The 21,679-nt window shown below is 28.8% G+C and carries 22 protein-coding genes and 1 riboswitch; all 22 genes read right to left on the bottom strand.

Annotated features, from left to right (window positions below):
* Positions 1–224: 224 nt before the first annotated feature.
* Positions 225–803 (bottom strand): bifunctional precorrin-2 dehydrogenase/sirohydrochlorin ferrochelatase, encoded by a 579-nt coding sequence (locus tag IC218_RS19745; RefSeq protein ID WP_227436126.1) that lies wholly within the window; start codon positions 801–803, stop codon positions 225–227.
* A 169-nt stretch (positions 804–972) separates the two neighbouring features.
* Entirely contained in the window at positions 973–1,938 is a 966-nt protein-coding gene (gene hemB, locus IC218_RS19740; RefSeq protein WP_227436135.1) for a porphobilinogen synthase, read from the bottom strand.
* 15 nt (positions 1,939–1,953) lie between these two features.
* Positions 1,954–3,453 (bottom strand): uroporphyrinogen-III C-methyltransferase, encoded by a 1,500-nt coding sequence (cobA, locus tag IC218_RS19735; protein WP_227436137.1) that lies wholly within the window; start codon positions 3,451–3,453, stop codon positions 1,954–1,956.
* A complete protein-coding gene (gene hemC / locus IC218_RS19730; protein ID WP_227483575.1) occupies positions 3,443–4,348 on the bottom strand; it encodes a hydroxymethylbilane synthase in 906 nt (301 codons plus the stop codon). The genes cobA and hemC overlap by 11 nt, the downstream gene beginning before the upstream one ends.
* Positions 4,349–4,377: 29 nt before the next feature.
* A complete protein-coding gene (locus tag IC218_RS19725; RefSeq protein ID WP_227825296.1) occupies positions 4,378–5,856 on the bottom strand; it encodes a cobalt-factor II C(20)-methyltransferase in 1,479 nt (492 codons plus the stop codon).
* Between the two features lie 18 nt (positions 5,857–5,874).
* Positions 5,875–6,627 (bottom strand): precorrin-6A reductase, encoded by a 753-nt coding sequence (gene cobK, locus IC218_RS19720; RefSeq protein WP_227825295.1) that lies wholly within the window; start codon positions 6,625–6,627, stop codon positions 5,875–5,877.
* A complete protein-coding gene (gene cobJ, locus IC218_RS19715; RefSeq protein WP_227825294.1) occupies positions 6,624–7,349 on the bottom strand; it encodes a precorrin-3B C(17)-methyltransferase in 726 nt (241 codons plus the stop codon). The genes cobK and cobJ overlap by 4 nt, the downstream gene beginning before the upstream one ends.
* On the bottom strand, positions 7,346–8,470 hold the full coding sequence (gene cbiG, locus IC218_RS19710) for a cobalt-precorrin 5A hydrolase (protein ID WP_227483578.1): 1,125 nt from the start codon (positions 8,468–8,470) through the stop codon (positions 7,346–7,348). The genes cobJ and cbiG overlap by 4 nt, the downstream gene beginning before the upstream one ends.
* On the bottom strand, positions 8,454–9,206 hold the full coding sequence (locus tag IC218_RS19705; protein ID WP_227436149.1) for a cobalt-precorrin-4 methyltransferase: 753 nt from the start codon (positions 9,204–9,206) through the stop codon (positions 8,454–8,456). The genes cbiG and IC218_RS19705 overlap by 17 nt, the downstream gene beginning before the upstream one ends.
* Entirely contained in the window at positions 9,199–9,774 is a 576-nt protein-coding gene (locus IC218_RS19700) for a decarboxylating cobalt-precorrin-6B (C(15))-methyltransferase (protein ID WP_227825293.1), read from the bottom strand. The genes IC218_RS19705 and IC218_RS19700 overlap by 8 nt, the downstream gene beginning before the upstream one ends.
* Complete coding sequence (locus tag IC218_RS19695; RefSeq protein WP_227483580.1) at positions 9,764–10,372, bottom strand: cobalt-precorrin-7 (C(5))-methyltransferase; 609 nt, start codon at positions 10,370–10,372, stop codon at positions 9,764–9,766. The genes IC218_RS19700 and IC218_RS19695 overlap by 11 nt, the downstream gene beginning before the upstream one ends.
* Entirely contained in the window at positions 10,369–11,595 is a 1,227-nt protein-coding gene (gene cbiD / locus IC218_RS19690) for a cobalt-precorrin-5B (C(1))-methyltransferase CbiD (protein ID WP_227483581.1), read from the bottom strand. The genes IC218_RS19695 and cbiD overlap by 4 nt, the downstream gene beginning before the upstream one ends.
* 8 nt (positions 11,596–11,603) lie before the next feature.
* Positions 11,604–12,236: a cobalt-precorrin-8 methylmutase gene (locus IC218_RS19685; protein ID WP_227483582.1), complete on the bottom strand. Its 633-nt coding sequence runs from the start codon at positions 12,234–12,236 to the stop codon at positions 11,604–11,606.
* On the bottom strand, positions 12,224–13,111 hold the full coding sequence (locus IC218_RS19680) for a cobalamin biosynthesis protein (RefSeq protein ID WP_227483583.1): 888 nt from the start codon (positions 13,109–13,111) through the stop codon (positions 12,224–12,226). Before IC218_RS19680 ends, IC218_RS19685 begins: the two co-directional genes overlap by 13 nt.
* A 1-nt stretch (position 13,112) precedes the next feature.
* On the bottom strand, positions 13,113–14,183 hold the full coding sequence (locus tag IC218_RS19675) for a pyridoxal phosphate-dependent aminotransferase (RefSeq protein ID WP_227825292.1): 1,071 nt from the start codon (positions 14,181–14,183) through the stop codon (positions 13,113–13,115).
* 32 nt (positions 14,184–14,215) lie between these two features.
* Complete coding sequence (cbiB, locus tag IC218_RS19670; RefSeq protein WP_227825291.1) at positions 14,216–15,178, bottom strand: adenosylcobinamide-phosphate synthase CbiB; 963 nt, start codon at positions 15,176–15,178, stop codon at positions 14,216–14,218.
* Positions 15,179–16,555, bottom strand: a complete 1,377-nt coding sequence (locus IC218_RS19665; protein WP_227436165.1) for a cobyrinate a,c-diamide synthase — start codon at positions 16,553–16,555, stop codon at positions 15,179–15,181. It abuts the gene before it with no gap.
* Positions 16,556–16,594: 39 nt separating this feature from the next.
* Positions 16,595–18,109 (bottom strand): cobyric acid synthase, encoded by a 1,515-nt coding sequence (locus IC218_RS19660; protein ID WP_227825290.1) that lies wholly within the window; start codon positions 18,107–18,109, stop codon positions 16,595–16,597.
* 119 nt (positions 18,110–18,228) lie between these two features.
* A riboswitch (cobalamin riboswitch) is annotated at positions 18,229–18,408 on the bottom strand.
* Between the two features lie 47 nt (positions 18,409–18,455).
* Positions 18,456–19,070, bottom strand: coding sequence for a histidine phosphatase family protein (locus IC218_RS19655; protein ID WP_227825289.1), 615 nt, complete (start codon positions 19,068–19,070; stop codon positions 18,456–18,458).
* 20 nt (positions 19,071–19,090) lie between these two features.
* A complete protein-coding gene (gene cobS, locus IC218_RS19650; RefSeq protein WP_227436172.1) occupies positions 19,091–19,864 on the bottom strand; it encodes an adenosylcobinamide-GDP ribazoletransferase in 774 nt (257 codons plus the stop codon).
* Positions 19,865–19,873: 9 nt separating this feature from the next.
* Complete coding sequence (cobU, locus tag IC218_RS19645; protein ID WP_227436174.1) at positions 19,874–20,434, bottom strand: bifunctional adenosylcobinamide kinase/adenosylcobinamide-phosphate guanylyltransferase; 561 nt, start codon at positions 20,432–20,434, stop codon at positions 19,874–19,876.
* 28 nt (positions 20,435–20,462) lie between these two features.
* A complete protein-coding gene (gene cobT, locus IC218_RS19640) occupies positions 20,463–21,509 on the bottom strand; it encodes a nicotinate-nucleotide--dimethylbenzimidazole phosphoribosyltransferase (protein ID WP_227436176.1) in 1,047 nt (348 codons plus the stop codon).
* Positions 21,510–21,679 lie beyond the last annotated feature (170 nt).

Here is a 21,679-nt window from a genome sequence, read left to right as displayed (position 1 = left end):
AGCCAGGATCAAACTCTCAAATAAAAGTTTATCAGGCTCAGATACTATTGTTATCTAAATATCTGGCTTTATGGTTTGTTTCTTGTTTTATAAATTAACCTACTGTTTAATTTTCAAAGTTCATTTTTCATGTTTCATGTTTGCCCTTTTCTTAAGGACAAGTAATACTATATCACCTTAAAAATAATTCGTCAACAGCTTTTTTATATTTTTTTTAAAAAACTTTATACATTAAACTTTTTTAATTCATCTAAATCAAGTACTATCAACATATTAAGTATACTTTTTCTTTTATTTTTATCTTGATATTTTTTTATAACTTCTTTTCTAATCTCGCCTAACACGTTCAAATATTCCTCATAATCCTCAGTATATTTTTCTTCTAGCTCCTTTTTTATTTTTGAAGACAAAGATGGACTTTTACCCCCTGTGGATACACTTATAAGCAAATCACCTCTTTTTACATATGATGGAACAGTAAAATTTGATATTTCTACATTATCAACAACATTTACTAGTTTTTTATTTTTTCTACAATATAATCCTATTTCTAAATTCAACTCCCTATTATCTGTAGCAGCAATTATCACAGAGCTACTTTCTATATATTCTTCTTTATAATCGTCTTTTATTATATTTATGTTACCTTCTAAATCATGAAACTTATTTAAAATATGTTTAGAAACTACAGTAACACTCTTATTAAAATCTAAAAAGTTTTTACATTTCCTATATGCAACCTCTCCTCCTCCTATTATGACTACATCTAAGTCATCTAATTTTAAGTTAATAGGATATAGCATTTTTTACCCTCCAAAATTTTTATTAAATACATAAACAAATATAGAAATTGTAAAGTCACTTATATTTTCATTTACTAAGATTATAGATTACTAAACTTGTAGATGAAAATATTTTAAAATAACAAATTACAATTTCTATACTTTTCATAATACTTTATATAATAATAGCTTATTTTCTTAATAATTTAGCAATATCTTTAGCAAAGTAAGTTATTATTATATCTGCTCCTGCTCTCTTTATAGATGTGATTGCTTCAAGAATTACATCTTCATTTAATAATCCTTCTTTAACAGCTAACTTAAGCATAGAGTATTCTCCACTTACATTATAAGCAGCTAAAGGCAAATCAAAATTATCTTTAACTCTTCTTATAACATCTAAATATGATAATGCAGGTTTAACCATAAGTATATCTGCACCTTCTAATACATCAAGCTCTGTTTCTATCATAGCTTCATTGCTATTTGCAGGGTCCATCTGGTATGTCTTTCTATCTCCAAATGATGGTGCTGAATGAGCTGCTTCTCTAAAAGGTCCATAAAAATTTGAAGCGTATTTGACACTGTAAGCCATTATACCGATATTTTCCAAACCATTTTCATCTAAAGCTTCTCTTATTGCTTGTATTCTTCCATCCATCATGTCAGATGGAGCAACCATATCTGCTCCTGCTTTAGCATGACTTACAGATATCTTAGCTAAATATTCTAATGATTTATCATTATCAACATAACCAGTATCTGTTAAAATTCCACAATGTCCATGACTTGTGTACTGACACATACAGACATCTGTTATTACATTTATATTTGAATCTATTTCCTTTATCTTTCTAATCGCTTTTTGTACTATTCCATTCTCATTAAATGCTTGTGATGCACATTCGTCTTTTTCATCTGGTACACCAAATAACATTATATGTTCAATTCCTAAATCTCTTATTTCTTTTATTTCTTCTTCTAACATGTCTATTGATAAGTGATAAACATCTGGTAAAGATTTAATTTCTTCTTTTACATTCTCCCCTTCTACTACAAATAAAGGATATATTAAATCTTCTACATTTACTTTAGTTTCTCTTACCAAATTTCTTATTGCTTTACTTGCTCTTAGTCTTCTTGGTCTTCTTAACATCTCAATCCTCCAAAATTAATTTTCTATAATTAAATCTACTAATCCATTTATTGTAGATGTTGTAGCCTCTTTATATAAATTTATTCCTAAATTATTTATTGCCTCTGTAGTTATAGGCCCTATAGACAATACTTTTATTTTATCTAAAATTTTAATATTTTCTTTTCCTATAATCTCAATAAGATTATTTACTGTTGATGAACTTGTAAATGTTATATAATCTATCTCATTCGAATTTAAAATATCTAATATTTCATTTCTTTTATCTTCATCTATCACGGTTCTATATGTATGTATTTCTGTTACTTCACAAATTTCCTTAAGCTTATCAACTAAATAGTCTCTAGCATTTTCTGCTCTAGGTATAAGTATCTTATCATTTTCAGTTAAAATTGGTGATATCTCTTCATATAATGATTCTGCTACAAATTTTTTTGGTACTATATCTGCTGTAATTCCTCTTTTCTTCAATTCACTTGACGTTGCTGAGCCTATTGCACATATCTTTAGGTTAGATAATATTCTTGAATCAAAATTCACTTCATAAATCTTCTCAAAAAATATTTCTACTGCATTTTTACTGGTTAGTATTAGATAGTTATATTCATTTATATTTTTTATTTCATTTTCCAATTTAGTATTATTCTGTATTTTTTCTATCTTAATAGTAGGTATCTCTATTGGATTCCCACCTAAATCCATTATCTTTTCTACTAATACACTATTTTGATTTCTAGACCTAGTCACAGCTATACTTTTTCCAAACAAAGGTTTCCCCTCAAAGAAATTCAGTTTTTCTCTAAGTCCTACAACACTTCCAACTACTATAAGAGTTGGTGGTTTTACTTCTTCTTTGATAGCAACTTCATAGACATTTTCAAGTGTAGATGTAACAACCCTTTGATTATATCTAGTTGCCCAACTTATAAGAGCAACTGGTGTATCTTTGCTCTTTCCCTCTTTCATCAAGTTTTCACTTATTTTCTTCAAGTTAGAAATCCCCATCAAAAACACAAGAGTGCCTTTATTGTTTGCAAGAGCATTCCAATTTAATTCCCCACTATCATCACCTTTCAGATGACCTGTTATTACATGAAATGATGAAGCGTGGTCTCTGTGTGTTATAGGAATACCCGCATAGCATAAACCTCCTATTGCAGAAGTTATCCCTGGAACTACTTCAAACTCTATACCTTCATCCACTAGAGTCTCTGCTTCCTCTCCACCTCTACCAAATACATAAGGGTCTCCACCTTTTAAACGAGTCACAAGTTTTCCTTCTTTAGCTTTTTCTGCTATAACTCTATTTATATCTTCTTGTGGCAAAATATGATTGCTTGATGCCTTTCCTACATATATAAATTCACAATCTGTTTTAGCTTCTCTTAAGTAACTACTATTTGCTAATCTATCATATACTATTACATCCGATTTTCTTATACACTCTAAGCCTTTCAGAGTCATGAGTTTATAATCTCCTGGTCCTGCACCTACTAAGTAAACCTTACCCTTCATAACTTTCATACTCCTTCAATACAAGTTTAGCTAACTTTAAACCTAACTCTCTAGGAGAAGAGATATCTCCTTCTATGGACTTAATTACTATTTTATTTCCTTCTGAATCTCCATATAAACCAGTAAGATGTATTTTATCTTGATTTATTTCACAATAAGCTGCCATTGGAATATGACAACTTCCATTCACACCATCTAAAAATCCTCTTTCAGCTAATATTTGGATTTCTGTATCATTATCTTTTAGTGAGTTCACTATCTCCTCAACATCACTATCATTACTTCTTATCTCTATAGCTAAAGCCCCTTGAGCAGGTGCTGGAATGACAACATCAACAGGTAAATAAGAACTTATTTTATCTTGTAAATTAGCCCTTATTATTCCTGATGCAGCTAATACAATTCCATGTAGATTTTCATCTTTGATTTTTCGTATTCTAGTCTCTACATTTCCCCTAACTTGAACTATGTTTAAATCAGGTCTTTGCTTTAATAATTGAAATTTTCTCCTTTTACTCCCTGTTCCTATTACTGCTCCATGAGGTAAATCATCTAGGCTTTTATATTCATCTCTAAGTATTAACACATCTCTTGGGTCTTCTCTTTTAGGTGTATGAGCAAATTTTAGTCCATCTGCCAAATAAGAAGGCATATCTTTCATACTATGTACTGCTATATCTATCTGTCCATCCAATAATTGTTGCTCTATTTCTTTTACAAATAATCCTTTATCACCTATTTTATCTAATGAAACATTTTGAATTATATCTCCTTTTGTTTTTATAATTTTGATTTCAAAATTAATATAAGGATATTTCTTTTTTAGCTCATTTATTACCCATTCAGTTTGTATAAGTGCTAGATTACTACCCCTAGTTCCAACCACGATATTCATATTAAATCTCCTTTAAATATTACATTCGTCTATTTTATTTTGTTCTCTTTATTTACTAGTATCGTAGAAAAATAAGATATCTTATCTTCAAGATGTGCTTCTCTTAAATCCTTAAATACAGTTTCACTATCTTGAGACGAATTACTAACTAAAATAGCATGTTCTATCAGATTATATTTTTCTAATTTTTTTATTATTTCTTTAAAATTCTTATACACTTTCATTAACACTATAGAATTATAATTTTGTAGAGCATTCTCTATCTTATCATCTTCCATAGTACAAGGAACTACTACTAATGCTTCTCTATCCATAACTAATGGAAAATTTTGATTAGATGCTATATTAGAAAACGAAGAAATTCCTGGTATAGTTTCTACTTCTATCTCATCTACTATTCTGTTCATTATATACACATATGTACTATAAAGCATAGGGTCACCCAATGTTACAAATCCTACATTTTTACCATTATTAACATCTGATATAATTTCCTCTGCTACATTGTCCCAAGCTAGTTCTTTTTCGTTTCCATCAAAACTCATTGGGAAATGTCTAGATTTTATCTCTAGTGATTCTGGTAAATATTCATTAACTATTGATAATGCCAAGCTTTCTCCACCCCTTTTTGACTCCGGAGTGTATAAAACATCTAGTTTTTTTAGAGTATTAACTGCTTTTATTGTAAGTAAAGAACTATCTCCTGGTCCTGTTCCTATACCATAAAACTTAGCAGTTTCTGCACCTTTAAGAGTATGACGAACAAATTTATCTTGTATATAAGGATTTTCTCCTAGCCCTTTTAAATGAATTTTCACATTAAATCCATTATCTTCAAGTATTGTCTTCCAAGAATCCTCTTCATCTCCTGCCATATCATTTATGGCATGGTCACCTGCAACTAACATAAATGGCATTAAATTTATAGTTTTTATATTTCCTTCTTTTAATCTTCTCATTACATGTTCTATTTCTGGATAACCTTCAACCGTACCAACATAAGCATTTACTCCATTATCTCTAAGCATATATTCTAAGGCTGGATATGCTGAATGAGACTCATGAACTGTTCCATGACCCATAAATACTACTGCTTCATCACTTTCCATATGAGGAATTTGATGTTTAATTGCCTCTACTGATTCTTGATAATCCTCTATGTGAGTAAGTAAAGGTCTACCTAATATAAGTTTTTTAAATTTAGAAGAATAGCTTTCTACTTGTTCTTTTAGCTTATTAAATTCTTCTCCACATATAATATGAAGCGTTTGAATTATTACTTCCTCATACCCTTGCTCATATATTTTATCTAAAGCTTGTATAGGGTTGTCTATTTCTATGCCATCTCTTTTTTTTATTTTGTTTATTATCATATTTGATGTATACGCTCTAAAAAAATCATAGTTTTTTAACGAATTCTTTATTTTATTTTCACACACATCTATTGTCTTTTCTCTTGTTTCATGGTAGCTTGTCCCAAAACTTACTACTAATAAGGCTTTCTTCATATCTTCTCCTCCTAAAAATCACACAATTATGTCTTTAATTTTATTTATGTCATTAATTACATTTTCGTAGTTAATCGATTCTCGTTTAATAATTACTACTGGTATATTGAGATTTTTACATGCATTTACTTTTTCTAAAAAACCTCCTGCTACCCCACTTTCTTTTGTTATAACTAAATCTACATCATAATGTTTATATGTTTCCTCGTTTATACACTGGCTAAACGGACCTTTCATTGCTACTATATTGTCTGCATTTAAACCTAATTTTTCACAACTTAAGATAACTTCACTTGTCGGAAGAACTCTAACCACTAAATTTTTATTACTTATTCCTTCTACAAATCTGTTTAAGTTTTTACTTCCTGTTCCTATAAATATATTTTTTCCTATTTTATTTGCAATTTTACAAGCTTCTTCAATTGTATCTACTATAAACTTATTGTCATAATTTATTTCTTCTATTAACGATTTTCTTTCAAATCTTATATACTCTATGTTTGATAACTTTGCACAAATAATAGCATTTTTAGATACTTCAACTGCATAAGGATGAGTAGCATCTATTATTCTAGCTATATGATTATCCTTTATAAACCTTAGCATTTCTTCTTTTCCAAGCTTACCTAAAACTATATTATTTGTATGTTTTTGTGCAAGTTCTTTTCCATATTCTGTAGTTACTGAAAGTACATAGGACTGATTTTCCAATTCATTTATCATATCACATATAGCTAAACTATCTGAAGTTCCTCCTAGAATCAAAATCATACTGTATAACCTCTTGGAGTTATCATCAGTTCACCATCAATATAAGTAGATTTATTTCCGATTATAACCATAGTAGTCATATCAACTTTTTCAAAATCCATATTCTCAAAAGTACATATAAACTTAGTTTCTTTTTCTCTACCTACATCTTTGACCACTCCAACAGGTGTATTTCCATATTTAAACTCTCCCATTATTTTAAATGCTTTACTTAGATGTTCACTTCTTCCCTTACTTCTTGGATTATACAGACATATTACAAAATCAGCTTCTGCAGCTAACTTTAATCTTTTTTCAATTACTTCCCATGGAGTCATTAAATCACTTAAACTTATATGACAGAAATCATGCATAATAGGTGCTCCAAGTATAGCTGCTGCACCAATACTAGCAGTAACACCTGGAATTACTTTAACTCTTATGTCTTCACTTTCCTTAGATATTAATTCTAAAATAAGTCCTGCCATTCCGTATATACCAGCATCTCCACTACTTATAACTGCTACTTTTTTCCCTTTTTTCGCTTCTTCTACTGCTTGTTTACATCTATCAACTTCTTGTCTCATACCATTTTGAATTACTTCCTTATCACTTATAAATTCTTCTATTAAATTTATATAAGTCTTATACCCAACAATAGCCTCAGAGTCCTCTATCGCTTTTATCGCCTCTAAAGTCATAGTATCTTTATTTCCTGGTCCAATTCCTACAACATATATCATATTTTTATTCTCCCTACCGAAAAAGTTATTCCTTTATATTTGTGTTTTTCAACTATTAAGTTTCCTTTACTTAAAAGATATGCTACAGGTTCTGCTACTGAATATACACCTACATTTTTTTTCACAAAATCGGATTTATCAAACATATCATCAACTTTGGATATTTCATCTATTGAAAATGTCTTAAATGGCGCTTTTAGCTTTTTTGCTAAATCAATGATTGCCTTTTCATCTTTTTTTAGGTCTATACTTCCAATTATTTTTACAGCTTTAATATCTATATTTTGTACCTCAAAAAATTCTAGTAAAGAATCAAACATCAACTTACTATCTGTGTATCTTCTACACCCAATCCCTATAACTATATCCTTTGGAATCACTTTTATTATTTTTTCTCTGTAATAATTATGTGTAAAGTTATTATCCACATCTAAACTTTCTATATCTTTAGTAAAATTTATCTTGTTGCTTACTATAACTATCTTTTCTATATCTTTATTTAAAAAACTATCTTTTAATCCTTTACTACTTTTTATAAGCTTAAATCCTCTAGTGTCAACTTGATAGCCTTCCTCAACATACAAACCAACACATTTACCATTTACTAACATAGAATTTACTTCTTTTACATTTTCTCTAAAGTTATCAATATAAGCATTTAATTTTTTTGCTATCATATCTAAAGAAGCTTTTTGGTTTACATCAGTAGCTGTTGTTATTACTGGATTCGCATTGATAAGACTACTTATATAATGCGTTAAACTATTTGCTCCTCCAATATGTCCACTCAATAAACTTATTACATTTTGTCCTTTCTCATCTATCACTAGAATTGCAGGGTCACTAAACTTGCTTGTTATATATGGTGCTATACTTCGTACAACTATCCCTGTCGCCATTATAAATATTATGTACTCAAATTTATTAAATACCTCTCCTACAAAATCACTTAGTTTTTTTTGTATTATTTGTACAGAATCTTCCTGACTAATATCTAAAGTACCTTTTTTATTTTTTATTTGATATACAACACAATTGTCCACTAAAGATTCTATCTTTCTAGCTAAGTTTTTTCCGTTTTCAGTAATACAAATTATAGCGATATTACCCTCTATACTCATGTTTAAAATCCTTATCATATAACTTTGAGTTATTATATTCTTCTCCTAAAAATCTACCTACCATTATTAAAGCAGTTTTATTTATGTTATTTTCTTTAACTTTTACAGCTATATCATTTAAAGTTCCTTTAACTATTTTTTCATCTGCCCATGTAGCTTTATATATAACCGCTATAGGAGTGTCCTTTGGATAACCGCCTTCTAATAATTTAGATACAACCTTCTCAATCTCTTGAACTGATAAAAATATTACCATAGACGTCTGATGCTTAGCATAAGATTGTATTGATTCCTTTTCAGGAACTGGAGTCCTTCCTTCCATTCTCGTTATAATAACACTTTGAGAAATTTCAGGAACTGTATATTCCACTCCTAGAGATGAAGCTGCCCCTAAAAAAGAACTCACTCCTGGTGTACAATCATAGTCTATATTCAATTTATTTAAATCTTCCACTTGTTCTCTAATTGAACCATATATAGAAAAATCTCCTGTTTGTAATCTCACAACAGACTTGTTATTTTCTATACCGTCTCTCATAACATCTATTATTTCTTGTAAATCCATATGTGCACTATTATGTATTTGACAATCTTCTTTACAATATTCTAAAAGTTCAGGATTGACAAGTGACCCAGCATATATTACTACGTCTGCATTACTTAATAGTTTATACCCTTTCAAAGTTATTAGCTCTTTGTCTCCAGGTCCTGCTCCTACAAAATGTACTTTATTCATCATCATCTTCCCCTTTTTCACAAGATATTATATATATAGGATTTAGTGGTTTAAAATATTCACCTTTTCCCAGTTTCTCTAGTTTAGAAACATTTAAAACACATACATCTATTTCTTTAAACCCATATTTTCTAAGTAACTTTAGAGTTTGGTTAAATGTTTCTATGATTATAAAATTAGCTACAAGTCTTCCTCCTGTAATTAAAGTTTTTTTAGACCATGCTATTATTTCTTCTAAGTTATTTCCAGTACCCCCAAGAAAAATAGAATCAACTTTAGTATTTAAGCTTATCTTTATCGGTGCATAGCCTTTTATTACTTCTACATTTTTCAAATTAAACTTTTTAATATTTTTTTCTATAAGTTCTACAGCAGCATCATTTTTCTCTATAGATATAACCTCTAGGTTGGGATAGTTATATGCAGCTTCAATGCTTACACTTCCTGTACCAGCACCTATATCTATAAAACTCTCAGCATTTACTAAATCTAGTTTGCTTATTGATATTGCTCTAACTTCTTCTTTAGTAATTGGAACCTTACCTGTTATAAATTCACTATTCCTCATCTAAAATCACCACAACATTCATTCCGAAATTGTCCATTCTTATTATTTCATCTGGCTTTGCTATTGTTATTTTTTCATTGTCATATGATAAATTCTCACCTACAACAATAATTTTATTTAAATTCCTATCTATTATTTCTTTACTTATTTGCTTTGGTCCTATCTTAGAATCTGTAACCATACATACTTTTTTATGTGATAGTATATAATCGAAATCTGGTATTTTACCATGGCTACTGGTAATATATAAATCATTCATATCAACATATATCCTTGAAAATATATATTGTAAAGAACTAATTCCAGAAACCATATTTAACATCTTATTATCAATATTTTTAGATAAATACTTACCTATACCATATATCAGTGGGTCACCTGAAGCTATTATTGATATTTGCTTTTCACTATTGTTATTTATATACTCTACAATTTCTCTTAAATTAGAATCTAATATTATTTTTTCTCCTTCAAAGTTTTTTACAGATTCTAAATTCCTTCTGCCACCAATTAATACATCTGAAGTAGAAATTAAATTTTCACCTTTTTTTGTTATATAGTCTAAGTTACCAGGCCCTAAACCTATTATATTTATCATATAAAAACCTCCAATAAATCATCTGTATTATCTGATTTTCCTAACAAAGACTTATCCATTGAAAAAATTATTACTTCTACATCAATATCATCTACATCTTCATTTAAATATTGCTTTACTCTATCTCTACATTTATTACTCAATATATTATAAACCTGTTTATATTCGCTATTATTTATTAACTCTACAGCTTCTTCAGCAGTTAAACACTGATTTATTTTATGTAAAAATTCATGTGTAGCTCCCATTAAAGCTAGATTTGCCACTAATATCTCACTTCTAGCATCTGCTACTTTACTATGAGTATTAAAAATCCCAGCTGATACTTTTATAAATTTACCTATATGCCCAGCCATCAATATTTTTTTATATCCTATTCTTTGAGCCTCTTTAATCATATAACCAATAAAATTACTGGTTCTTACTACATACTTAATATCTAAGTTCAGTTTCTCTCTTATAAATTGTTCTCCATGATTTCCTGGAACTAATATTATCTTGTCTAAACCTTGTTCTTTTTTCATTTGGAGTTCTATAGATAAAGATTTTTTCCAGCCCTCATCGCTCATTGGCTCAACTATCCCAGTTGTTCCTATTATAGATATTCCTCCAACTATCCCTAACCTTGGATTAAATGTTTTTTTTGCTATTTTTTCTCCTTGTGGAGCAAAGATTGTTATTTTTAAAACTTTATCATGCCCAAGCATAGATTCAAAATCACTTTCTATAAGCTTTATTATTTCTTGATTTATCATTCTTAATGGAGTTGGATTTATGGCAGGTTTACCAACACCTACACTTAATCCTTTTTTAGTTACTACTCCAATACCAGTTCCACCATAGACCCTAATAAATTTATAGAGTTCACTTTGACATTCTTCACTAATATTTATGTTATCAATATTTTCTAAGGTAAGATAACTATTGCTATCATCAGTTTTAGATATAATTTCAACTCTTGCATAGATATCCATAGTATGTGTTGCATCTATATCATCTCCACCATCTTTTTTTACAGAACATTCCACAAAATCATCAGAAATGTTTACATTATCAATATTTAATGATAGTGGTATTCCCTTAGGAGTATCTATGTTTATTGTATCAATTTTATTTTTTGTAATCATCATATACACAGCAGCCTTAGATGCACCTGTAGCACAAGAACCTGTAGTATATCCTCTTCGATACTTTTTCCCATCTATATATACATATTCTTCCATATAGATACCTACATGGCATATAAGATAGCATTCACTATTGCTGCTGCTAAATTACTACCACCTTTTCTACCTTTAGAAATTATATATGGTATATCTGTCTTTTCAACTTCATCTTTTGACTCCTGTGCTCCTACAAAACCTACAGGAACTCCTATAACTGCATCTACATCCAATTTCCCTTCTGATTTCATTTCCATAACTTTATATAAAGCTGTTGGTGCATTCCCAAGTACAAATATCTTTCTTCCTTCTTCTTTTGATGCAATTTCTACAGCTGCCATAGAGCGGGTAATACCTTTTTCTTTAGCTACTTTTGCAGTTTCATCATCTGCTACTAAACATTTATATTTGCATCCCAATGCTTCCAACTTCTTCTTATTTATTCCACTCAGAGCCATATTTGTATCTGTATAAATACTTGCATTATTTTTTAGCGCATCTATTATACTATCAACTGCCTTTTCTGATATTTTTAATATATCCAAGTAATCAAAATCAGCAGTAGTATGTATAGCTCTTTTTATTATTTTTTCTTCAATCTCATTTTTAAATTTATAATCTGGTCTGATTTCATCTATTATTCCTTGTATTAATTCAAAACTTCTTTCTTCTATTTTCATAGGATTCTTTATGTATTCCATTCTACTTCCCCCTTAATTCCACCATCTATTATATCCAAGGTATAGATTTTATTATAAACAGAATTTATATTAGACTCACATAATACATCTATTAATTTCTTATCATTCATAAGCTTATCAATTAAAATCCCTATTACTGTACCACTATGGGCAATATTTACTCCATAGGCTCCATATAGCTTAGATATTTTTATTATTTCATTTAAGTATTCTTTTTTTTCTATATTTTCGTTTGCTAAACTACTTAATGTACAAGCCTCTCCAACTAAGGATAAATCATCTTTCTTCAGACCTTCTTCTAAAAGAGTAAATGACTTTTTTATAATTTCCTTATTTTCGATTTTTAGCTTACTATAATCTTTCCTCATTCTAATTTTCATCGTATCTAATACTTTATTAGGTTCAAGAATTATAACTTTTGCATTAGTTATATTTCCCAAGTATTTTATAACAGTACCATTTAATGGATTAAATATACTATTTTTATTTATAAATATAGAGTCTGTTGGTTCTATTTCTGCTGCCAATTTCGATATTTCTTCACTATTTAAATCTTTATCTATTAACGATAATGTTGCTTTTATAGTAGCCCCTATATCAGCTGTCGAACTTGCCATCCCTTTTCCAACAGGTATTTTGCTGTTTATATTTAAAGAAATGTTTTTGGTATCTTTTTTAGGCAAATTAAATTTTTCAAATACCTTTTCTATAGCTATTCTTGATTTATGTCTACCTAAATTTATATCTTTTAATTTCTCTTCAATACATACCTTAGAGTACATATTTATAGCATATGAACATAGATATTCTTCATCATCTATTATCCCTTGAACAAACTCTCCACATGATGCTGGACATATTCCATAAGATTTCATTTTAATCACCTAATAAATTTTTTATATTTTCTATAAGAATTTTATTATCTTCATGAGATTTTATAGCTATCCTTATAAAACTGTCGTCCAATCCTATAAAGTTGGACGCATCTCTAACCAATATATTTCCGTGCTTAAACAAATCTTTTTTTAACTCATCAGCTGTCTTTTTATAAACTTTTATTAGGATAAAATTAGCATCTGTATCATAAACTTTTATATTTCTTATGTTTTTTAACTCTTGTAACATGTATTTTCTTTCTTTTATGTAGTACTCTTTACTATTTCTAATATAATCTTTATCTTCAAAAACAAAATTGGATAGCATATCAGCAAAAGAATTTATAGTCCATGGTTCTTTATACTCATAAATTTTATCCATAATGTTGCTATTACTTGTAAGGCCATACCCTAATCTTAAACCAGGCATTCCAAAAAATTTAGTCACAGCTTTAATTATAAATATATTTTTATTTGACTCTATATATTTAACTAAACTATATTTATTTTCATTTTCGATAAATTCCATAAAAGTTTCATCAATTATTAGCATCTTATTGTTTTCATTTAATAAACAAACAAGTTCCTTTAAATCTTGAACATTCCCACTAGGATTATTCGGATTACATATAAATAAACAATCAAATTTTTCAATGTTATTTTTTACTGTATTTATATCAAGTTTAAAATTATTATTTGAATCTAATTCTAAATCTATAATATCTATATTATTTAGTTTGGCACTTCTTCTATACTCTGAAAAAGTGGGGTTTATTATAGCCAATCTTTTTTTAATACTCTTCATAAGCAAATAAATTATCTCTGTTGCTCCATTTCCAGGTATTATAAAGTTTGAATTTATATTTATATATTTTGATATATTTTTTCTCAAGTTTGTATAATTTATATCTGGATAATTCCTACATTCATCTAACCCTCTTAAAATATATTTTTCTAAATTTGGTAAAACTTTTGGATTTATATTTGAACTAAAGTCTATTATTTCTTTTGGGTCTTTCCCATACAATTTTGCCATTTCGTCTACATTAGCACCATGCCCCAAATCCTTCATCTACATCCCCCTTAAATCAATACACAATTAATTTATATAATTAAAATCATCCTACACACCACAGATACCAGCGTAAATACTAATATAGAGGTCAATGAAGAAGCATACATAATTTTATTTGTTTTAATTATATCTTCTATATCTATCTCTCTAATTTTATCTCCTATCGTTGGCTTATCTACTTTTTTCCCAAAATAAACATTGGTTCCTCCTAGTTGAATTCCTAAGGCTCCTGATACTGCACCTTCTGAAAAAGCACAATTTGGACTTTTATGATTTTTTCTATCTCTAATAGAAATTTTAAAACAATTCTTATAGTTATAACCAAGAAAAAAGCTCCCTACTGTCATAAGAATAACAGATATTCTTGCTGGTATATAATTAGCTATATCATCAATTTTAGCAGAAGCAAAACCAATATCTTTGTATTTTTCATTCTTATATCCGACAGTTGAATCAAGAGTGTTTATGGCTTTATATGCCATAGCAAGTGGTGCTCCCCCAATAAATGCATAAAGCATAGGTGCAATTATACCATCTACAGTATTTTCTGCCACAGTTTCCACAGTTGCTCTTATTATTTCAGGTTCACTTAAATTAGTTGTATCTCTACCCACTATATAAGATAATTGAATTCTAGATTTCTCTATGTCTCCAGTCTTTAATACATCATAAATTTTTACAGCTTCATCTTTTAAACACTTTGTTGCTAATGTCGTATAAATTATAAACCCATTTACTACAGTGCTTAATAATACATTAAAACTACATAGCTTCACTATAACATAAGTTGCTAAGTAAGTTATTCCAACAGTTACAAACCATAATATAAAGCCACCAATTTTTAACTGTTTTTCATTTTTAGAGGCCTTCCTTATTATCCCTTGGATAAGATTTATAAGTTTTCCAATAAACCTTACTGGATGAGGGAAAGAATATGGGTCTCCTACAATTAAATCTGTTATATACCCTATATAAATAGATAAAATATTCATTTACTCATTTCCCTTTTCCAAAAAATTTTCTATGCAATTTAAGTTATTATAAAAATGTGTATGAAGGTATGTTGCCAGTGTATTTCCTTTGCTATAACCTCCATCCCATTCTTCTATTAAATTTCCTTCTCTTTCTTTTTTCATTGAATATGCACATTTCTCATCACTTTCAAATATTGAATGATGAAACTCATGCCCTTTAATAATTTCACCTGTTTTAGATAAAATTGTATTTTCTTTAGCTATACCAAGGCAATATCCAAACCTCTTTAGAGAAGGTGTCATCTTACTAGTTCCATTAAATATGCCAACCATATTAAATTCTTGTTCCTCTTGATTAAGTAACTTCTCACCTAAGTACATTAATCCACCACATTCTGCATAAATAGGAATATTATTATTATGTGCTTCTAGTATAGAGGCTCTCATTGATTCATTTGCTTCTAGTTCTTTCCCAAATATCTCTGGAAAACCGCCTCCAATATAAATATAGTCTGAATTTGGCACTGATGTATCTTCAAGAGGACTAAAATAGTTTACTTCTAATCCAAGCTCTTCTAAAAGTTCTATGTTTTCCCTATAATAAAAATTGAAGGCTTTATCATATGCTATGGCTATTGATTTATCCTTAACATGCTCTTTTATCTTATTATTTTCTATTAGATTTTGAAAATCAAAACTACTCTCAAATTCATCACTTTCTGAGATTTCGATTATTCTATCAATATTTATGTAGTTTTCAATCTCATCAGCTAAAGTATAAAACTTTTCTCTTAAAGATTTCATCTCAACACTAGGAACTAGACCTAGATGTCTGGATTCTAATGAAAATTTATTATTTGGAGGAAAGTATCCCAACACTTCGATATTACAATATTTCTCTATAGAACTCTTAATTATTTGATAATGGCTCTTAGTTTTTACATTATTTACTATAACACCTTTTATATCCACAGCTTTATCTAGTTCCTTATATCCTAGTACCATAGCAGCACTAGATGCAGCCATAGATTTTCCATTTATAACTAGTATAACTGGGGCTTTTAATACCTTAGAAGTATGTGAACTTGTGCAATTATCTAAATCTATCCCAAAACCATCATATAATCCCATAACTCCTTCTACTACTGAAATATCTGCATCCTTTGAAGATTTATTTACTATATGCTTTATCTTTTCATCATCTAACATATAAGAATCCAAATTCCTAGAATGTCTTCCAGTTATAAATGTGTGATATGAAGGGTCTATATAGTCTGGCCCTACTTTATACGGCTGTACTTTCATATTTCTCTTAACTAAAGCCTGCATTATGCCTAATGATATTGTAGTCTTCCCAACTCCACTGCTAGTACCTGCAATCAGAATCTTTTTCATAATACACCTCCTACCTAAAGTATAAATATAAAGTCATTCTTATTTCATAATTTCATATATCTGCTCTATATCTAAATGTTCTCTCAAGAAATCTGCCAATTTATCATACTCTTTATCTTTAAACTCATCAAAAGAACTTACAGTACTTTCTAATTCTTTTAATCCCTTTTTCTTTCTTATATTATTTAAAATTGCTCTTGTAAAATCTATTTCATCAAATATTCCATGAAGATAAGTACCAATTACATTACCTTCTTTATTTACACTTCCTTCAGTATAATTGACTTCTTTATCTAGTTTTTTTGTTATTAAGTCTAAGCTACTTACTTTATTACTGCGATTTGTAATTCCCATATGTATTTCATAGCCTTTTACTTTCTTACCTTTAAGGTTGTTCATATATTCGCCAGTACATTCAATAATGGTGGCTTCTACTTGAGTTGTAGTCTTTTCCTCTTCAAATATTGTTTCTGTATCTAAAAGACCAATGCCATCTACTTCTTCAATTTCACTTTCAACATGATAAGGGTCTTTTAATTTTTTACCTAGCATTTGATACCCACCACATATTCCAAATATCAATTTACCCTGACTATGTAAATTTTTAATTTGTGACTCAAGACCACTTTCTCTTATGTACTTTAAATCATCTATAGTACTTTTAGTTCCAGGTATTATCAATATATCTGGATTTCCTATAGCTTCTCCATAGTCTACATATCTAAGGCTTACATCTTCTTGTGTTTCAAATATATTAAAATCTGTAAAATTTGACATATGTGGAGTTCTAATTATTTCTATATGTATATCATTTTTATCCATTTTTTTCTTAAATCTAGTTGTTACACTATCTTCATCTTCTATTTTTATATCCATATAAGGAACCACACCTAAAACTGGTACTTTTATAATATCTTCAAGCATCTTTAAACCATCTTGTAGGAGTTCCTTTTTCCCTCTAAATTTATTGATTATTACTCCTTTGACTCTTTTTCTCTCATCATCATCTAATAAAAGCATTGTACCTGCTAATGATGCAAATACTCCTCCTCTATCAATATCCCCAACTATTATTACTGGTGCATCTGCTATTTTTGCCATACCCATATTAGATATATCTCTATCTTTTAAATTTATCTCTGCAGTACTCCCTGCACCTTCCATAACCACAATGTCATACATTGAACTTAAATTATTAAAGGTTTCCTTTAATACATCTACCAATTCTAGCTTATAATCATGATATTCAGATGAATGCATTTCTCCTACAACTTTTCCCCTTACAATCACTTGACTTTTATGATTTCCAGAAGGTTTTAATAAGACTGGATTCATATCTGCTATTGGCTCTATTTTTGACGCTTCTGCTTGAAATACTTGTGCTCTCCCCATTTCCAATCCTTCTTTAGTTATAAAAGAATTTAAAGCCATATTTTGTGATTTAAAAGGAGCAACAGTATAACCATCTTGTTTAAATATTCTACACAATCCTGCTGATAAAATGCTCTTACCTACATTTGATGCAGTTCCCTGTAACATTACTTTTTTACCCACTTTCTCCCCCTCCTTAAAGTTAAATTTTACCTACAAATAAAATAAAAAAAGTCCTAATGCTTCTAAAGCTAGGACTTTTATATATATATCAATTAAAAATCTTTCACCCCGAAGACCTCATGTTTTAAATTAAATTAGGCAGGTATCCTGGCTTAACTTCATCCTACTCCTATAACCTTCCCATCAAATTGACAGTGGTATTTATAGTTTCGTTGGTTTCACAGTAGCGGGGGCTGCAAAGGCATCTAACCTTTTTCCCTTTTTACATCTAATTGAGAACCTAATTTTAATCTAATATTCTATTTTTGTTATTAAGTTTATAAGCACATATCGTTTAATGTTTAATTTATATAAAATCAGTAAAATTCATTTTATTTATTACAGTAAATCCATTATCAACTTCCAAAATTGTAATAGATGCATTATCAATTTTAAAGTTCCAATGATATTTATAACTACCAGAAATCAAATGTGTTATTATGTTTCTTATTGTACCTGCATGAGAACATATAAGTATTGCTTTTCTATTTAAATAATCATCATTTTCTAAAATTATATTGTCAATCTCTTTTGCTACTCTTTCATATGAATCTATCAAACTTTCTCCATTTGGGTATCTATAATTGCTACCTTCTTCTATCATTTTTTCAAATTCTTTTGGATGCTTAACTTTTATTTCTTCAAAAGTTATTCCTTCAAAGTCTCCAAAGCTAATTTCTCTTAGATTTTCTCTTTCTTCTATTTCTATTGATTTCAGATTTGATATTTTCTCTACTGTATCTTTAGTACGTGAAGATGGAGTTGTATAAATCTTATCTATACTTTCACTACTCATATATTTTGTAATTTTATTTATTTGCAATTTACCTTCTTCACTTATATAACTATTTATATGACCTGATAATCTTCCTTTTTCATTATCAATTGTCAATGCATGTCTTATTAATATTAATCTTATCACATTATCACCACTTTTTAGTTTTAAATAAACATAAAAATTAACAAATATATATAAATCAAATATACAAGTTCTGAAAGTTCTATTCCACAACCTAATATATCTCCTGTTACTCCATCAATTTTTTTATAAATATGATTTTTAAACAATGTTATAAATATAAAAACTGCTATAGCTGAGCATAATACTTTAATCAATACTATATTAGGCACTAAAAATATTAATTTAGCAATAATACTAACTATCAATAATGTATATATTATAGCTGTTATTAACATACTTGTAGTCAATTTTCCTATAAATAAATTCCCCATTCCTTTTGCTCTTGGTGTTACCGTTTTATATGTCAATAACATTACTCCTAACCTTGCAATCATTGGCATGAATATTATAACCCATAGTGAATTATTGCTTATAATACTATATACAAATCCAATCTTTAATAAAAGTACAAACATAATTGCTAAAAGCGAATTTGTACCTAATCGAGAGTCTTTCATTATTTCAAGCATTTTCTCTTTGTCTCTATAACTGTATATTGCATCAAATGTATCCCCTAATCCATCTATATGAAGCCCCCCAGTAATCAAAACACCAGCAAGTGTTATTATAATCGCACATATAAATGGCTGAAACAAAAGTATAGAAACCCATCCTATTAAATAAGTTAATATACCAATAACAAGACCTACAAGTGGGAAATATACTATGGATTTGTAAAATTCATCATCAAATCCTACATCTAATTTTATAGGTATCCTTGTCAAAAACTGTAGTATCAAAATAAATCTTTTCATAGTCACATACTACTCCTTTATTTTCATAGGTATTCCACTAACTACAAAATAAACTTCATTGCTTTTTGATGCTATATATTGATTTATACGACCTACAATATCAGTATATATTCTACTAAGTTTATTTCCAGGAACAATTCCCATACCTAATTCATTTGTCACAAATACAAAATATAGATTTGTTTTTTCTATTTCTTTAATCAGTTTACTAATTTGCTCTTTTATGTACTCTTCCAATTTATTTATTTCTTCTTGAGTAGATTCTTCTATGTTTAAATTATGTGAAAACATTAAATTATTTACTAATAGTGTGACACAGTCTAGTATAACAGTCTCATGTTCTCCACATATATTTTTAATTATAGAATATATATCTTCATATATTTCATATGTCTTCCAACTTTTAGGTCTACTCTCTTGATGCTTTCTTACTCTATCTTTCATCTCATCATCAAATGGAATAGATGTCGCTATGTAGGCTGTATTATTATTCCTATCTAAACACAATTTTTCTGCAAAATTACTCTTTCCTGACCTAGCTCCTCCTGTTACCAGAATAATTTGACTCATCAAAACACTCCTAAATATATTAAATTTTTTATCGACCCATATCTATCTCATCAAAAGTCGCCATATTTTTGTAAGTATAATTTGAAGCTTCCACTATATTGAATGCCAAAGCAGCTCCACTTCCTTCACCTAATCTCATATCCATATTTAGTATAGGGTCTAATTTCAATATATCTAATGCTCTTTTAGTTCCTGATTCTGCTGATAAATGTGATGCTATCATATATTCTCTAGTTTTTGGATTTATTTTATAAGCAATTAAAGCAGCAGCATAAGAAATAAACCCATCTATAACAACTGGGATTCTATTAGCACTACATCCTAATATAACACCTGCCATTGAACCTATTTCAAATCCACCTACTTTAGATAAAATATCTACACCATCAGTTGGATTTGGATTGTTAATTTCAATAGCTTTTCTAATTACATCAGCTTTATGTTTTAATCTTTCTTTTTTAAGACCTGCACCTATTCCTGTCACTTCTGATGGGTCACATCCTGAGATTACAGATATTATTGCAGTACTTGGAGTAGTATTTGCTATTCCCATCTCTCCAATACCAATTACTTTATAATCTCTTTCTATACATTGCTCTGCTATTTCAATTCCTATTTCTAAGCATCTTATAGCCTCTTGTTTACTCATGGCTGGTCCCTTTGCCATATTTGAAGTACCTTTTCTTATCTTATAATCTAATACTCCATCTAATTTTTCATCACAATTTATTCCTACATCTACAGCTACAACATCTGCTCCTACAAATTTACTTATTACCCCAACTCCACATAGTCCTTTTGAGAAATTTGGAAATTGTAACTTTGTTATGTCTTGAGGGTCAGGTGCAACTCCTTCTTCATATACTCCATGGTCTCCAGCAAAAGCAATTATAACTTTTTTAGTTGTATCAAAATTTTCATTACCAAATATCCCTGCTAATTGCATGCAAATATCTTCTATCTTTCCTAAACTTCCAGTTGGATGTATAAGCCTGTCCAACCTCTGTTTTGCTTTTTCAATAGAAGACTTATCTAGAGAATATATATTTCTTGATATACTTTCTAATAAACTCATTTTCTATCCTCCCAATATTATTTTTTAATTATCTTTTTAGATAAAAGATACTCTTATTTTCTAAAAATTTCAACTTTTTCTTTTTATTTTTACATACATATAGAGATTATTCTACATTTTATCTTAATTTCCTTTATTTTACATTTCTAATTTGCATACAATCACATACT

Source organism: Clostridioides sp. ES-S-0005-03, assembly GCF_020658455.1.
In the GTDB taxonomy this organism is placed as follows: domain Bacteria; phylum Bacillota; class Clostridia; order Peptostreptococcales; family Peptostreptococcaceae; genus Clostridioides.
The sequence above is the reverse complement of the archived record's forward strand: the minus strand, read 5'-3'. Positions and strand labels throughout refer to the sequence as shown.

Excerpts from the sequence above, each read along its gene's own strand:
- IC218_RS19700 (WP_227825293.1), bottom strand. The coding sequence starts at position 9,774 with ATGAGGAATAGTGAATTTATAACAGGTAAGGTTCCAATTACTAAAGAA.
- cobU (WP_227436174.1), bottom strand. The coding sequence starts at position 20,434 with ATGAGTCAAATTATTCTGGTAACAGGAGGAGCTAGGTCAGGAAAGAGT.
- cobJ (WP_227825294.1), bottom strand. The coding sequence starts at position 7,349 with ATGATATATGTTGTAGGAATTGGACCAGGAAATAAAGATACTATGACT.
- IC218_RS19680 (WP_227483583.1), bottom strand. The coding sequence starts at position 13,111 with ATGAAATCTTATGGAATATGTCCAGCATCATGTGGAGAGTTTGTTCAA.
- IC218_RS19675 (WP_227825292.1), bottom strand. The coding sequence starts at position 14,183 with ATGAAGGATTTGGGGCATGGTGCTAATGTAGACGAAATGGCAAAATTG.
- IC218_RS19695 (WP_227483580.1), bottom strand. The coding sequence starts at position 10,372 with ATGATAAATATAATAGGTTTAGGGCCTGGTAACTTAGACTATATAACA.
- IC218_RS19745 (WP_227436126.1), bottom strand. The coding sequence starts at position 803 with ATGCTATATCCTATTAACTTAAAATTAGATGACTTAGATGTAGTCATA.
- cbiB (WP_227825291.1), bottom strand. The coding sequence starts at position 15,178 with ATGAATATTTTATCTATTTATATAGGGTATATAACAGATTTAATTGTA.
- cobK (WP_227825295.1), bottom strand. The coding sequence starts at position 6,627 with ATGATTTTGATTCTAGGAGGAACTTCAGATAGTTTAGCTATATGTGAT.
- cbiG (WP_227483578.1), bottom strand. The coding sequence starts at position 8,470 with ATGAGTATAGAGGGTAATATCGCTATAATTTGTATTACTGAAAACGGA.
- IC218_RS19705 (WP_227436149.1), bottom strand. The coding sequence starts at position 9,206 with ATGAATAAAGTACATTTTGTAGGAGCAGGACCTGGAGACAAAGAGCTA.
- cobS (WP_227436172.1), bottom strand. The coding sequence starts at position 19,864 with ATGAAAAGATTTATTTTGATACTACAGTTTTTGACAAGGATACCTATA.
- cobT (WP_227436176.1), bottom strand. The coding sequence starts at position 21,509 with ATGAGTTTATTAGAAAGTATATCAAGAAATATATATTCTCTAGATAAG.
- cobA (WP_227436137.1), bottom strand. The coding sequence starts at position 3,453 with ATGAAGGGTAAGGTTTACTTAGTAGGTGCAGGACCAGGAGATTATAAA.
- hemC (WP_227483575.1), bottom strand. The coding sequence starts at position 4,348 with ATGAATATCGTGGTTGGAACTAGGGGTAGTAATCTAGCACTTATACAA.
- cbiD (WP_227483581.1), bottom strand. The coding sequence starts at position 11,595 with ATGGAAGAATATGTATATATAGATGGGAAAAAGTATCGAAGAGGATAT.
- hemB (WP_227436135.1), bottom strand. The coding sequence starts at position 1,938 with ATGTTAAGAAGACCAAGAAGACTAAGAGCAAGTAAAGCAATAAGAAAT.
- IC218_RS19665 (WP_227436165.1), bottom strand. The coding sequence starts at position 16,555 with ATGAAAAAGATTCTGATTGCAGGTACTAGCAGTGGAGTTGGGAAGACT.
- IC218_RS19685 (WP_227483582.1), bottom strand. The coding sequence starts at position 12,236 with ATGGAATACATAAAGAATCCTATGAAAATAGAAGAAAGAAGTTTTGAA.
- IC218_RS19725 (WP_227825296.1), bottom strand. The coding sequence starts at position 5,856 with ATGAAGAAAGCCTTATTAGTAGTAAGTTTTGGGACAAGCTACCATGAA.